Origin of the sequence: Candidatus Palauibacter sp. (genome assembly GCF_965197445.1) — a bacterium.
Lineage (GTDB): Bacteria > Gemmatimonadota > Gemmatimonadetes > Palauibacterales > Palauibacteraceae > Palauibacter.
The window spans coordinates 1,005,668-1,020,313 of the sequence record NZ_CBDANE010000005.1 but is presented as its reverse complement, the minus strand read 5'-3'; the positions used below and the strand labels follow the sequence as shown (position 1 = coordinate 1,020,313).

The following is a 14,646-nucleotide window of genomic DNA, read 5'->3' as shown; positions in this document are numbered from 1 at the left end:
AATCGTGGAGAATGCCCCCGATGACGAAGTCCCTGATCTCAACCCTGAAGACACCCTTGCTCGGCGTCCCGAACCGGTTCCGGCGGTCGCTGTCCAGTCGCTGGTGCCGGCCGGCACGATGGACATCGGGGACGGCGAGTGGTCGTGCGCGCCCGGTGACGTCAACGGCGACGGACTCATGGACGTCTTCATCGGCACTCGCCGCTCCGACGAGGTGGTCACGCTCGCGTCGCGAGGTGACGGTACGTTCGACAGCGGCCACTTCGTGATCTTCGAGAACGTCGATGGACGCTTTCGGCGACGTCCGGAGGAACTCGCGGCCCGGACCGCGGCTTCGTGCGCCATCCTCCACGATCGGGACAACGACGGAGACCTCGACATCACGGGCATCGACGAGATCGACGATCTTCTCCTGCTGTTCGAGAACGTGCCGAACTGACGCAGGAAAGAGTCGAGCATGAGATACAAGCTCCCTTGCCTTGGAGTCCTGCTCCTGCTGGCGATGGCACCAACTGTCGTCGAAGGACAGGGGAGTATCGCCGGCCGCGTGATCGCGGACGACGGGCGGCCGCTAGCCGGTGCACAGGTCAGCGTGGTCGGCACCGACCTTGGGTTGCTGACCTCCCGGGCGGGCCGATACCGCATTGACAATGTGCCTGCGGGGACCCAGACGGTGCGCGTACAGAGCGTCGGGTTCGCCGCCGCCGAAGCGGAGGTGCGGGTGGAGGCGGGCCAGCAGTCCCGCCAGGACTTCACGATCGGGGCCGTTGCCATCTCTGTGAGGGACCTCACCGTGACCGTCGGGTCACGGGCCATGCACACGGCCGCGGACGAACTGGCGGTTCCGGTCGACATCTATCCCGCCGCACAGATCGTCGAGAGCGCCCAGATCGAGATGGCGGCGGTGCTGAACGAACTGTCGCCCTCGATCTACTTCCCGCGCCGGCAGATCTCGGATATGACCTCGGGTGTGCGGCCGTTCCAGCTCCGGGGGCTCGCGCCGGACCACGCCCTCGTCCTCATGAACGGAAAGCGGCGCCATTCGACCGCCGTCGTGAACGTTTTCGGGGGCGGCGCCTTCCCCGGCGGGAGCGGCGTGGACATGAACGCCTTTCCGATCCAGGCGATCGGGCGCATGGAGATTCTCCGTGACGGGGCAGCGGCACAGTACGGCTCCGATGCGATCGCGGGCGTGATCAACATGCAGCTCAAGAACACGGTGTCGGCGCCCCAGTTCCTCGCGGCCATCGGGAACTACTTCCCGGACGAGTGGGAGAACGACGGACTGCGCTACGACTTCTCGGGGAACTGGGGGATCGGAATCGGCAGTCGAGGCGTACTCAACCTCACGGGGGCCTTCAGCCAGCGGGACTCGACGAACCGCGCCGGAGCCGATGCCCGTGACCAGGTCATCCCCGGGGACGCCGATTTCGTCGACCGCGGGGTCGTCATCCGGAAGAACAACGCTGTGACGCAGCCGAACCACCTCTGGGGTGATGGGGAGGCGACGAGCTACATGCTCTTCGCGAACTTCGAATTGCCCCTGTCCGATGCGGAGAACGCGACGGAGTTCTACGCGTTCGGCGGCTACAGCCAGCGCCAGGATCTGCACTCGGGCTTTTATCGCCGTTCCCTGGAAAATCGGAACTGGCCGCAGATCTACCCGCTCGGATTTCTGCCCAAGTTCGATTCCGACACGCGGGACCTCTCGGCCGTCGCCGGGATCCGCGGAGGCCGCGACGGGGGCTGGGGCTGGGATCTGAGCACGCAGTACGGGTCGAATCGCGTGAACAACGACATCTTCGACACGCACAACGCTTCGCTCGGCCCATGCCTCGACACGCCTTGCGCACCCGGTCGCGACGGCGTCCTCGGGACGGCCGACGATCCGGGGATCCCCAACGCGATGCGTTTCTACGTCGGATCCCTGGAGAACAACCAGTTCCTGCTCAACGCGGACGTGTGGCGCAGGGTCGACCTGGGACTGGCGGGAGGCGAGGCGACCCTCGCGTTGGGGGCCTCGTTCCGGAATGACATCTACAAGGTGATCCAGGGTGAGCGGGGCTCGTACATCAACGGGTTCCACCCGAACCAGAGCGGTGGTATCGCCTCATCCGGCTCGCAGGTGTTCGCGGGCTATCGGCCCGGGCAGGCGGGAAGCTGGAACCGCTCCAACATCGGGGTCTACGGGGAACTCGAGGCGCCCCTGTGGTCGGGCGTCCTGGCGTCCGTGGCCACGCGCTACGAGAACTACAGCGACTTCGGCGGCACGCTGAACGGAAAGGTCGCGTTCCGATTCGAGCCGTCGGAGGACTTCATCTTCCGTACCGGCTTTTCGACGGGCTTCCGCGCACCGGCGCTGAGCCAGTCGCACTACGGCCACGTGTCGACCAACCCGATCGGCTTCGAGGTCGGCGAGTTTCCGGTCGACGCACCGGAGGCTCGGGCGGTGGGCGCGGTACCGCTCACCGAGGAGAAGGCGCGCTCGTTCAGCGCCGGGATCGCGGTGACTCCGACGGACAATCTCCACCTCACCATGGACGGGTATCTCACCGACGTCGATGACGCCATCGTGATGTCGAACTCGCTCTCCAGCGACTTCATCAAGAACCTGCTGAGCAATTTCGCGGCGGAGTCGATCCGCTTCTTCTCGAACGCGATCGACATCCGTTCCTACGGGCTGGACGCCGCGCTCAACTGGCGAAAGATGATCGGTGAAGCGTCGCTGTTCCAGTTCATTGCTTCGGCCAACTGGAGCCAGGTCAGGGGACGCTGTCCGGGCGACGACATCACGGCGTGCGTGAAGGAGAACCCGGTTCTGGCGGGAGAAGCCTTCGACATCTACGACGAGTTCGACGTGTTCTTCCTGGAGGAGGGGCGCCCGGACTGGCGCGGTGTGTTCAAGACGCGGCTGAGCACCGGAGCGTTCCGGTTCGGCCTCGGCGCGAACTACTACGGGGCGCAGCAGGAATTGATCGCACTCGGCGTCGGCGGCGAGGACGACGATTCCCGGCTGCTGGAGCCGAAGGTCACCTTCGATGCGGAAGTGACGTACAGAATCAACGAGAGGTGGCGGCTGACGGTCGGCGGCGAGAACATCTTCGACGCCTTCCCGACCCGCTTCGACACGTTCGGCGGGATCTTCACCTACCGCACGTCTTCCGGCATGGGCTTCAACGGCCGCTATCTGTACTCGCGGCTCCAGGCTTCGATCTTCTAGCGGCCCGAGGCTTCGGCGTCCAGGTGGCGGGCACTACCGTCCGCCGCCCGGCCACGGCGCACCCTGGTTCTCGGCCGACACCGGGCCCACGCCCATGTACACGAACTTCTGGATCCGCTTCCCCTCGTAGGTCTCGGTCGTGTAGACGTTGCCCTCCGAGTCGGTCGCGATGCTGTGCACGCCGATGAAGAGGCCGGGCTGACGGCCCCCGTCCCCGAAGCTGGTCAGGACCTCGAGCGAGACACGGTCCACTACGTAGACCCGATGATTCGACCCGTCGGCGACGTACATGTACTTCTGCTCGGGATCGCGGGAGAAGGCGACGTCCCAGGTCGATCCGGCGCCCAGCGTGCGCGGCGCGATCCGGACCTCATCCACATACGTCCCGTCCGTGCGAAAGACCTGAATCCGGTCGTTGGCGCGGTCGCACACGTAGACGTGACCGTCGAGCGAGGGGTCGGCGCAGTGCACGGGCGTCCGGAACTGCTGGAGGAGCGGCGCGTCCGGATCGTAGGGCCGCGTCGGCGTGTCGTCCGGCGCGTTGCCGTAGGCGCCCCAGTAGCGCTTGAAGGTCCCCGTCGACGCGTCGAGCACCGCCACGCGGCGGCCGCCGTAGCCATCGGCAACGTAGGCCTCGTTGGCTTCGGCGTCGAAGGCCACCTTGGCGACCCGGTTGAAGCGCGTCTCGCTGTGGCTGTCGGGTTCGGGCCCCGCTTCGGGCTGTCCGTACGACGCCAGAAACTGACCGTCACGCGAGAACTTCAGGATGTGCGTGTCGTTCGGCCCGTTGCCGCCGATCCACAGGTTGTCCATGTGGTCGACGGTGATCCCGTGGTTCGAGGCGGGCCACACGTAGTCATCGGAGGGGCCGCCCCAGGAGTCGACGAGGTTGCCCTCGGGATCGAACTCGAGCACCTCGGGTGCCGCCCGGCAGCACTCGCTCGTCGGCGGATCGGCATCGGCCCCGAGTTCGGTGCCCGCATTGATTGAGGCGCGCCGGTGGATGATGAACACGTGGTCGCGGGAGTCCACCCCGACGCCGATGGTCGATCCGAGCAGCCAGTGATTCGGCAACGGCTTCGGCCAGAACGGATCCACCTCGAACATCGGCGCCTCGGACCCCTGTGCAGCGCCGGCCGAAGCTTCGTCGTCCATCGCCGCCTGACCGCACGCCAACGCGATGACGACGCCCGCGATCACAACTCCGATGAGGGTTCGCCGATTGCCGTTCATGATTGTCCCTCCGGGCTGATCTGGACGTTACCGCACCCCCCCACCGTACTCGGCATGTCCCCGCGCCGTCCAGAGATCGGGCGCGGGCAACCGTCGCTCCCTCAGTCCGAGGGGGCGGCAATAAAACGGGGCGCCTCCTGCGAGGCGCCCCCGTCCGGTGCTGACGTGGTGACAGGAAACTGGTCCTATGGCTCACCCCGCGGCCAGGGCGGACCCTGGTTCTCCGCGGACACCTGGCCCATACCCATGTACACGAACTTCTGGACCCGCTTCCCCTCGTATGTCTCGGTCGTGTAGATGTTGCCCTGCGAATCCGTCGCGATGCTGTGAACCGCGAAGAACTGGCCCGGCTGGCGCCCTCCGTCTCCAAAGCTGGTCAGGATCTCGAGCGAAGCACGGTCCATGACGTAGACCCGCATGTTCTTCCCGTCGGCCACGTACATGTACTTCTGGTCGGCGTCGCGGGAGAAGGCGATGTCCCAGGTGGATCCGTCGCCCAGCGTGCGCGGCGCGATCCGCACCTCATCCACGAACGTCCCGTCCTTCTGGAAGACCTGGATCCGGTCGTTGGGACGGTCGCACACGTACACGAAGCCGTCGGGCGTGGGTTCGGCGCAGTGCACCGGCGTCCGGAACTGCTGGATGAGCGGCGCGTCCGGATCGTAGGGAGGCGTCCGCGTGTCGTCCGGGGCGTTCCCGTAGGCGCCCCAGTAGCGCTTGAAGGCGCCGGTAGACGCGTCGAGCACCGCCACGCGGCGTCCGCCGTACCCGTCGGCGAGGTAGGCCTCGTTGGCCTCGCCGTCGAAAGCCAGTTTGGCCACCCGATTGAAGCGCGTCTCGCTGTGACTGTCGGGCTCGGGCCCCGCTTCGGGCTCCCCGTACGAAGCGAGGAACTCGCCATCGCGCGAGAACTTCAGGACGTGCGTGTCGTTCGGCCCGTTGCCGCCGATCCACAGGTTGTCCATGTGGTCGACGGTGATCCCGTGGTTCGAGGCGGGCCACACGTACTCGTCGGAGGAACCGCCCCAGGAGTTGACGAGGTTGCCCTCGGGATCGAACTCGAGCACCGGGGGCGCGGCCCGGCAGCACTCGCCGATCGGCGGATCCGCGTCGGCCCCGCCTTCGGTGCGTTCGGTGAGGTTGCCGCGGTGGACGATGAACACGTGGTCGCGGGAGTCCACTCCGACGCCGATCGCAGACCCCAGCACCCAGTGATCCGGGAGGGGTTTCGGCCAGAAGGGATCCACTTCGAACATCGGCGCCTCGACCCCCTGCCCCTCGCTGGCCCGGGCTCCGTCGTCCATGGCCGCCTGGCCGCACGCGAGCGCGATCACGACGCCGGCAACGGCACCGCAGATGAGGGTTCGCCGCTTCCCGTTCATGGTTGTCTCTCCTTGCCGATCCGGAACCGTGCCACGCTTGACCACGCTACCGATCCGTTCCGCGTTCGTCCAGAGATTCCCGGACCGGAGTCGTGTCGGAGAGACGCGGGCACGGTGAACCTTCGCTTGTGGGGCTCTCTGTCGCGTCTCGCATTTCTCGTCGATACGTTGCCGATCTCCCACGCGGCCTGCGGTACCGCACAGGACCTGGGGTCGACGGTGTCCCTTCCATTGGAACAGAGGCCGACGATGGACCGAGGCGAGAACCGGCGTGGGCGGACGATGACGGTGAGCGGTTTCGTGCTCGCCCTGTTCGCCCTGTCCGGTATCCTCGACGGGGTCCGTGCCGCGCCCGATCTCCCTGGAGACCTCGGTCCCGCCGCTGACGTTCGTGTCGTTCTGCACGAGATTCCGTCGGATGTCACGGTGCAGGCGTTCGTGGTGCCGGAGAGTCGGAGGCTCCGCTTTCTCGTCCGAGCACCGCTCGAGGCGATGCGCGACATCGAGTTCCCGCAGTACGGCCTCGGGTATCTCGACCTGGAGGCCGCAGGTCCGTTTCTGACCGATGCGGCGCAACTCTGGATCGCGGACTACGTCGCCTTTTTTGAAGAGGACCGGCGCCTGGGGACGCCCCGGATCGCGGCCACGAGGGTCTCCCTCCCCTCGGACCGTTCCTTCGCCACGTACGAGACGGCGCTGGCGCATTTCGACGACCCGCCGCTCGATCCCGCGCTACAACTGCCTTGGCGGCAGGCCCTGCTCGACGTGCTGCTCGAGTACGAGATCGAATCGGACGAGTCCCGCTTCTCGATTGATCCGGCCTTCGCGCATCTCGGTCTGCGCACCGTCACGGTGCTGCGTCTGCGCCCGCCGGACCGGCCGGAGCGCGCGTTCCAGTACGTCGGCGACCCTGGGCTCGTTCGCCTCGATCCCCGCTGGCACCAGGCGGCGCTGCGCTTCGTGTCGCTCGGCTTCACGCATATCCTCGACGGTATCGACCATCTCCTCTTCCTCCTCTGTCTCGTCATCCCGCTGCGGACGCTGTGGGGGCTGGTTCCGGTCATCACCTCATTCACGATCGCGCACTCGATCACGCTCATCGCGTCCGCCTTCGGGATCGCACCGCGGGCGCTCTGGTTTCCTCCGCTGATCGAGACGCTCATCGCGCTCTCGATCGTCTACATGGCCCTCGAGAACATCGTGGGGGCGAAGCCGCGGAGGCGGTGGCTGCTCGCATTCGGGTTCGGGCTCGTGCACGGCTTCGGATTCTCGTTCGCGCTCAGCGAGTCGCTCCAGTTCGCCGGCGGACACCTCCTCACGTCCTTGCTCTCCTTCAACGTCGGCGTGGAGTTGGGGCAACTGTTCGTAGTCGCCCTCGCTGTCCCGGCGGTCGAGTTGTTGTTCCGGAAGGTGGTGCCAGAACGGATGGGGACCATCATCGGATCGGCGCTGCTCGCGCATACGGGATGGCACTGGATGACGGACCGCGGTTCCGAGCTGATGGCCTACCGCTTCCGATGGCCGGCCTTCGACGCGGCACTGGGTACCGCGCTCATGCGTTGGGCGGCCCTCATTGTCATCATCGTGGGCGCGGCGTGGGCGATCAGCGGCCCCTTCGGCCGGCTGGCGGCCAAGGCGAAGGGCGGCGGCGCGGGCTGGGCGCGTTCCCGCGGGAACGTCTCGTAGTTCCCGGCTTCGAGGCGGGGTCGCGCTTGCCCGTCCTTTCGATGGCGTCCATCGTCACCGAACCCAACACCGGAAGGAGGGCGGATGCGAGGCGCAAGGCGAATCGGACTCGTCGCGGTATTCGCAGCAGCAGCAAGCGGCGCGGGCGCGGGCGCGCTCGGGGCGCAGTTGACGGCGCCGAACCCGTACATGGCGATGGATGGCTGGGGACAGCTTCCGGACGGTCGAAGCTGGGGCGCTACGAGCGCGGTCTACCCGGCCCCGGACGGGGAGCACATCTGGGTAGGCGAGCGCTGCGGTGCGAACCTGTGCGTCGAGAGCGATGTGGACCCCGTCCTGCTGTTCGATACCGCCGGCAACCTCGTGCGAAGCTTCGGCTCGGGCCTCATCGCCTGGCCGCACGGGATGTTCGTTGAGGACGACGGCAGCGTGTGGGTGGCCGACGCTGTGGGATACGCGCCGGTGCCGGAGGGCTGGGGACACGTGATCTACAAGTTCAGCCCCGAGGGCGACGTCCTGATGACGCTGGGCGAGAAGGGCGTCGCCGGTGACGGGCCGAACCACTTCAACAAACCCTCGGACATCCTCGTGGCGCCGGACGGTAGCATCTTCGTGGCGGACGGCCACGACGCCGGCGGCAACAACCGCATCATCAAGTTCGCGCCCGATGGCAGCTTCCTTATGGAGTGGGGCCGCATGGGCACGGCGAACGGGGAGTTCCGCGACCCGCACGCGCTCGCCATGGACTCGCAGGGGCGCCTGTTCGTGGGCGACCGGGGCAACAGCCGCGTCCAGATCTTCGACCAGGACGGGAACCACCTCGAGACCTGGTATCAGTTCGGACGTCCGAGCGGACTGTTCATCGACGAGAACGACGTGCTGTACTCGACGGACTCGGAGTCGAACGCGCGCCGCAACAAGGGATGGCTGCGCGGCATCTACATCGGCGACGCGACGACCGGGTGGGTGACGGCCTTCATCCCCGACCCCGAGCCCAATCCCGACGCCTCGGGCACGAGCGGAGCCGAGGGGATCGCGGTCGATGCACACGGCAACCTGTACGGGGCGGAAGTCGGACCCCGGCAAATGCGGAAGTACGTCCGGCGCTAGCAACAGCGGTTCGCTGGCGGCGGAAGAAGTCGCGGCGGGGGCGGGGGATGCGCGCGGGCGACGGCGCGGTCATACGGTGACAAAAACCAGTACAGGAGTTAGAGATGAAACGCACAGCAAGCCTCATGGCGATCCTGCTCGCGTTCGGCGCCAGCGCGGCGGCGGCGCAGGACGAGAACATCAGCTTCTTCATCACCAGCTCGAATCCGGGCGACGGCGCGGACCTCGGCGGCCTCGAGGGAGCGGATGCGTACTGCGAAACTCTGGCCGAGGCGGCGGGGCTGCCCGATCGGATGTGGCGGGCCTACCTGAGCACGACCGGCCCGGGCGGCGTGAACGCGCGCGACCGGATCGGCGACGGACCGTGGTACAACCACGCGGGCACGATGATCGCGAGGGACGTCGAGCACCTGCACAGCAACGGCCCCAACTTGACCAAGGCCACGATTCTCACGGAGAACGGCGGGCAGGTGAACGGGCGCGGCGACCAGCCGAACCAGCACGACATTCTCACCGGCGCCATGATGAACGGGATGGTTTCGGACGCGGACGGGGACACGACGTGCAGCAACTGGACGTCGAGCGGCGAGGGCAGCGCGCTCGTCGGACACCACGACCGTCAGGGGGGCGGCCAGAACCCGACGTCGTGGAACGATGCCCACGGTTCGCGCGGCTGCAGCCTCGAGAATCTACGCGGCACGGGTGGAGACGGACGTTTCTACTGCTTCGCCACGGACGGGCCGGCCGGCGAGGTGTTGTTGCGCCAGCGGGAGCGCTGAGCCGACCTGTCTGACAAGCTGTACGACGTTCTGGTCGTCGGTGGGGGGCCGGCCGGCTGCGCCGCCGCGGCGTCGCTCTCGCGGGTCGGCCATGACGTAGCGCTGGTCACCCGGCCGGCCCCGCCGGCGAAGTGGCTCGCCGAGTCGATCCCGGCATCGGCACGGAAGCTCCTCGAGCGCGTCGGGGCACTCGACGCCCTCGACGCGGCGGGCCTCGTGGCGAATGAAGGCAATACCGTCTGGTGGGCCGGCATGCCGCGGCGAGCGGAGCGGTTCGGCGCGGCCGAACGCGGCTTCCACGCCGATCGGTCCACGCTCGAGGCGGCATTCCTTGGCGTGGCGCGCGACGCGGGTGTGCGGCTGCGCACGGACGGGCCCGTGATCCGGACGTCCGCCGAGCCCGATGGCTGGCGGGTGGGGACCGCGACCGCGCGCTACCGGGCGCGTTGGGTGCTCGACGCTTCGGGCCGCGCAGGGGTGCTTGCCCGGCGAGGGTACCGCAGCCGGGAACGCGGGATCGCAACACTCGCCCTGGTGGGCCGCTGGACCGCGGACCCTGACCGCCCCGCGCCGGATCCGGGCTGTACGCTCATCGAGAGCTATTCGGATGGATGGGCCTGGTCGGTGCCGACCTCGCGGCGGACCCGCTGCGTCACGGCGATGGTCGACCCGCGCCGTACGGGCCTGCGCCGCGAACTGGGCCTCGAAGGCATGTGGCGCACCGAGCTGGCCAAGGCGGCGCGGCTCGGTCAGCGGCTCGCCGGGGGTCGGCTGGCGGGGCCCGTGCGGGCATGCCCCGCGTCGCTGTACGGCTCGACCTCGCACGGCCGGCCGGGCATGCTCCTCGTCGGCGACGCCGGATCCTTCATCGACCCCCTCTCCTCATACGGCGTCAAGAAGGCGCTCGCCTCCGCGTGGCTCGCAGCGATCGTGACGCACACCGGGCTCGAAGACGACGCCATGGCCATGGCGGCCTGCGAGCTGTATGACGACCGTGAGCGGGAGGTCTATCGCACCTACCGGGCGCTTTCCATTCCCTTTTTCGAGCAGGCCGCGGCCGCGGACGACCGCCCTTTCTGGCAGGTGCGCCTCGCGGCCGCGCGTAAAGCGGGCGCCGACATTGCGGAAACCGCCGCGACGCCCGGCGCCCCCGCGGTCACGGAACCCGGCGACCGTTCGCTCGCGGAGCGACGGGCCGAGGCGTTTCTGGGCAGCGCAGAGGCGGGAGCGGCGTACGAGACGATCCGATCGCTCCCCTCGGTACACCTCCGGCCGTCGCCCGCACTCGAAGCTGTGCGGCGTCCCGCAGTGGTCGACGACCGAATTGCGCTCGATCGCTACCTGGTTTCCGATCGGCTGCCGGCCGGCGCACGCTACGTTCGCAACGTCGATCTCCGGCGACTCGTGGACGTGGCACCGGCGTCCGACCAGGTCCCCGACATCTACGAGGCCTACAACCGGCTGGGGGCTCCGGCGCCTCTGCCCGACTTCCTCGCCGCCCTCGCCCTCGCCGTCGGAGCCGGTTTTCTCGACCTAAGGGACGACCCTGCCGAGAGTTGAAGACTCCCGTTTCGGACTGGCGCGACTACCTCGATTGGCGCACAATCAATCGGTTACGAATGGAGGATGGATGAAGAGCGAGGCGTCCAGGCAGGATGCACCCACCGCTCGAGAGCGGCACGGCTTCAACCGCGCACTGGTGGCGGCCGGATTGGCCATCGGCGTGGCGGTGCTCGTCGCCGCCCGTACCACTCCAGTCGCCCCGGGGATGCCGACCGCCGCTGTCTCCGGCTTTGCCGAAGCGTCGATCCATCCCGACGAGAACGACGGCTACCCGATCGACAACGAGATCATCATTCGCCGCTGCCAGCGCTGCCACGAGCGCGACGAACAGGACCGGATGTCCCGGATCTCCTACGAACGCAAGACGCCGGAAGGGTGGCAGACGTCGGTCCGGCGCATGGTCGCGCTCAACGGCGTCCCGCTCGATCCCGAGGAGGCCCGAGAGGTCGTTCGCTACCTTTCGAACCGCCAGGGACTCGCCCCGGAAGAACTGGAACCGGGCCGGTTCGAGGTCGAACGCCGGCTGATCGACCACGTCTACGAGGCGGACCGCGACGTCGAGAACACGTGCATCCAGTGCCACAGCATGGGCCGGGTCATCACCCAGCGGCGCACCCGCGAAGAGTGGGAACTGCTGATGGCGACGCACCGCGGACTCTATCCGCTCGTCGATTTCCAGGCCTTCCGGACGCAGGGTGACGGCCCGCAGCCCATGGACGAGGCGGTGGATCATCTGTCCGAGACCTTCCCCCTCGAGACGCCGGAGTGGTCGGCCTGGTCGGCGTCGATGCGCTCGCCACGCCTCGCCGGCACCTGGGCGCTATCCGGATTCGAGCCCGGGAGGGGCCAGATCTTCGGCACGGTGAAGATCGTGACCGGAGACGGGCCGGACGAGTTCCGCAGTTCGGCGTCGTACAGCTACGCCGAGTCCGGACAACAGGTGCGCCGCAGCGGACAGTCCATCGTCTACACCGGCTATCAGTGGCGGGGGCGGTCGAATCCCGGCGGCTTGGACGAGTTGCGCGAGGTGATAACGGTCGACCGCGGCTGGCAGGAGATGACGGGCCGCTGGTTCACCGGCGCATACGATGAGTTCGGCCCCGACGTGAAGCTGACCCGCGTGAGCGGCGGGCCCGTCCTTTCGGGCGTGCACCCCCGGGCGCTCCGCACCGGCGCGGCGTCCGCGGAGGTCCGCGTCCACGGCGTGAACCTTCCCCCGAACCCGGAACCGGGAGACTTCGACTTCGGACCCGGGGTCCGCGTCGAGGCCGTCGTGAGCGGCGATACCAGCCGGGTGACGCTCCGCCTCGCGGTCGACGCCGATGCGTCGGTCGGCGGGCGCGACCTCTTCGTGGGCGGCGTGAGCCTGCCCGGCGCACTCCAGGTCCACGATGGGGTGGACCGCATCGAGGTGTTGCCGCGCGCGGGCATGGCCCGGATCGGCGGCGCCAACTTCCCCAAGGGGTTCCAGCCCTTCGACGCCATCGGGTGGGACGACGGCCCGGATGCCGAGCCGGATACGGAGGACGATCTCCGGCTCGGGCGCGTGCCGGTGAGCTGGAGCATGGAGGAGTACACCGCCACGTTCGACGACGACGACATCGACTACGTCGGGGCGCTCGGCCCGGACGGAACGTTCACACCCGCCATCGACGGCCCGAACAACGACCGCCGGGGTAACCGCAACAACGTCGGCGATGTGTGGGTGGTCGCGACCTACGCGGGCGCCGATGCAGATCCCGATGCGGGCCCGGGGAGGCCGCTCCGCGCCCGAGCCAATCTCATCGTTACAGTGCCGCTCTACCTCAAATTCGACCCTTGGCAGGGCGTACCCACGGGCAGGCTGATCCCATGATCCGACCCCCCAATCAACTGGCGCTCCGCGAGTTTCACACCTTCGAGGCGGCAGGCGAAAAATTCCTCTACCTCGTCCCATCGGCCGGCATTTTCCGGCTCGACGCGGCGTCCTCGGGGATCCTGGATCTGCTGAGCTACGGTCCGCGCGCGCCGGGCGAGATCGTGAACTCCCTCTCCGACCGCTATCCCGTCGACCGGGTACAGGAGGGGCTGACCGAACTCCGGCACATCCGCGCCGTCGGGGAGGCCGGAGCGCCCGCCGAGCAGGTGGTGAATGATCTGCCGCCGGAGGGGTTTCCGCTCACCACGATGGTCCTCAACGTCACGAACAAGTGCAATCTCGCCTGCACCTACTGTTACGAGTACGGCGAGGACAAGATCGTCGACACGACGTGCACGGATGACCCCAAGTTCATGGCGGACGAGACGGCGCGGGACGGCGTCGAGTTCCTGCTCAAGGAGTCGGGACCGCTCGAAGTCGCCCACCTCACCTTCTTCGGCGGCGAGACGCTGCTCAACTTCCCGACACTCCAGGAAACAGTGGCCTATGCCCGCCGCCGCGCCGAGGAAGAGGGGAAACGGATCGAGTTCAGTCTCACGACGAACGCCACGCTTCTCCGCCCCGACATCATCGAGTGGTTGGCGGACAACGAGATCGGCGTGACCGTCTCCATCGACGGACCGCAGGAGATGCAGGACCGGATGCGGGTCTTCCACAGCGGGAAGGGCTCCTACGAGACCGTCCGCCCGCGGATCAAGGAACTGCTCCGCCGGCACAAGACGCGCCCGATCGGGGCCCGCGTCACCCTCACGCGCGAGAACCTCGACATCCACCGCATCTACCGTCACCTCATCGACGAGATGGGGTTCTGGGAGGTGGGATTCGCCCCCGTCACGACCTCCTCGGGCCGCGACTGGGAGATCACCGACGACGGATACGTCGGCATGCTGCGGCAGTTCGACGAACTGGCGCGGGATTGGCTGGAGCACGCGGTGCAGAACCGGCACCACGGCTTTTCCAACGTGAAGGACACGCTGGAAGAGATCCACAAGGGCGTGAGCAAGGCGTACCCGTGCGGGGCCGGGCTCGGGCTCATGGGAGTGACGACGGGAGGCGACGTTTCGCTCTGCCACCGCTTCGCCTATTCCGACGACCACAGCTTCGGGACAGTCCGGGACGGGATCGACCGCGAGCGCCAGCGGGAGTTCCTCGAGGATCACCACGTCAAGAACAAGACCGACTGCCATACGTGCTGGGCTCGCCCTATTTGCTCGGGCGGCTGCTATCACGAGGCATACACGCGGACCGGTGAGACGACCGCACCCAACCTGCATTTCTGCACCTGGGTGCGGACCTGGACGCACACGTGTCTGGAGATTTACGGAGAGCTGTCGGAGCGGAACCCGGAGTACCTGGCCCGCTTCGACCATTGACCGGGGGAGAGCCGTGAAACACTTGAAGCCGATCAACCAGAAGGCTGGCCGGATCGAGGCGCAGGTGGCGCGCGAACAACTCGACGTGGTGGGTCTGGAGAGCCGCCCGCCGGAGGGGCCGCACATTCCCCTCGGCTGCTCGCTCGTCTTCTCGCCCGGCTGGGAGGTGGATTCGAGCGGGGGGACGGCCGGGCTCTGCCAGCCGGTCGAGCGGGACCTGTTCGACTGCCATCTCGCCTGCTTCTGGCCCGCGCACGTGCCCGACCAGCTCAATCACTCACCGGACTGGACATCGCAGTGCGCCTCGGCGCAGAAGGACTGGCGCAAGCTCGACCTGGTCTTCCCGTGATCCGACGCAGGCGCTTCAGGGGCCGGATGGCCC

General features: G+C 67.8%; 11 protein-coding genes. 9 read left to right on the top strand and 2 right to left on the bottom strand.

The genetic code is table 11. The features are described from left to right. Positions 1-4: 4 nt before the first annotated feature. Entirely contained in the window at positions 5-439 is a 435-nt protein-coding gene (locus ACN9M6_RS11805) for an FG-GAP-like repeat-containing protein (protein ID WP_419163098.1), read from the top strand. Between the two features lie 18 nt (positions 440-457). Next, the gene (locus ACN9M6_RS11800; protein WP_419163097.1) at positions 458-3,220 is read left to right on the top strand and encodes a TonB-dependent receptor; all 2,763 of its coding nucleotides are present in this window, start codon (positions 458-460) and stop codon (positions 3,218-3,220) included. Between the two features lie 33 nt (positions 3,221-3,253). Here the strand turns inward: ACN9M6_RS11800 and ACN9M6_RS11795 are convergent, their stop codons facing one another. Then, positions 3,254-4,453, bottom strand: coding sequence for a hypothetical protein (locus tag ACN9M6_RS11795; RefSeq protein WP_419163096.1), 1,200 nt, complete (start codon positions 4,451-4,453; stop codon positions 3,254-3,256). Positions 4,454-4,638: 185 nt separating this feature from the next. Beyond that, positions 4,639-5,835, bottom strand: a complete 1,197-nt coding sequence (locus ACN9M6_RS11790; RefSeq protein WP_419163095.1) for a hypothetical protein — start codon at positions 5,833-5,835, stop codon at positions 4,639-4,641. A 249-nt stretch (positions 5,836-6,084) separates the two neighbouring features. Here ACN9M6_RS11790 and ACN9M6_RS11785 point away from each other — a divergent pair, with 249 nt between their 5' ends. The 7 genes from ACN9M6_RS11785 (at position 6,085) to qhpC (ending at position 14,613) form a co-directional block, all read left to right on the top strand. Next, entirely contained in the window at positions 6,085-7,521 is a 1,437-nt protein-coding gene (locus tag ACN9M6_RS11785) for a HupE/UreJ family protein (RefSeq protein ID WP_419163094.1), read from the top strand. 84 nt (positions 7,522-7,605) lie between these two features. Then, entirely contained in the window at positions 7,606-8,631 is a 1,026-nt protein-coding gene (locus tag ACN9M6_RS11780; RefSeq protein ID WP_419163093.1) for a peptidyl-alpha-hydroxyglycine alpha-amidating lyase family protein, read from the top strand. Positions 8,632-8,735: 104 nt separating this feature from the next. Next, positions 8,736-9,410, top strand: coding sequence for a hypothetical protein (locus tag ACN9M6_RS11775; RefSeq protein WP_419163092.1), 675 nt, complete (start codon positions 8,736-8,738; stop codon positions 9,408-9,410). Between the two features lie 6 nt (positions 9,411-9,416). Then, a complete protein-coding gene (locus tag ACN9M6_RS11770) occupies positions 9,417-10,970 on the top strand; it encodes an NAD(P)/FAD-dependent oxidoreductase (protein WP_419163751.1) in 1,554 nt (517 codons plus the stop codon). Positions 10,971-11,040: 70 nt separating this feature from the next. After that, positions 11,041-12,828, top strand: coding sequence for a quinohemoprotein amine dehydrogenase subunit alpha (gene peaA, locus ACN9M6_RS11765; RefSeq protein ID WP_419163091.1), 1,788 nt, complete (start codon positions 11,041-11,043; stop codon positions 12,826-12,828). After that, positions 12,825-14,264 (top strand): quinohemoprotein amine dehydrogenase maturation protein, encoded by a 1,440-nt coding sequence (peaB, locus tag ACN9M6_RS11760; RefSeq protein WP_419163090.1) that lies wholly within the window; start codon positions 12,825-12,827, stop codon positions 14,262-14,264. Before peaA ends, peaB begins: the two co-directional genes overlap by 4 nt. A 13-nt stretch (positions 14,265-14,277) precedes the next feature. Then, positions 14,278-14,613 carry a quinohemoprotein amine dehydrogenase subunit gamma gene (gene qhpC, locus ACN9M6_RS11755; RefSeq protein WP_419163089.1) on the top strand — a complete coding sequence of 112 codons (336 nt, stop codon included), beginning with the start codon at positions 14,278-14,280 and terminating at the stop codon, positions 14,611-14,613. Positions 14,614-14,646: the final 33 nt, after the last annotated feature.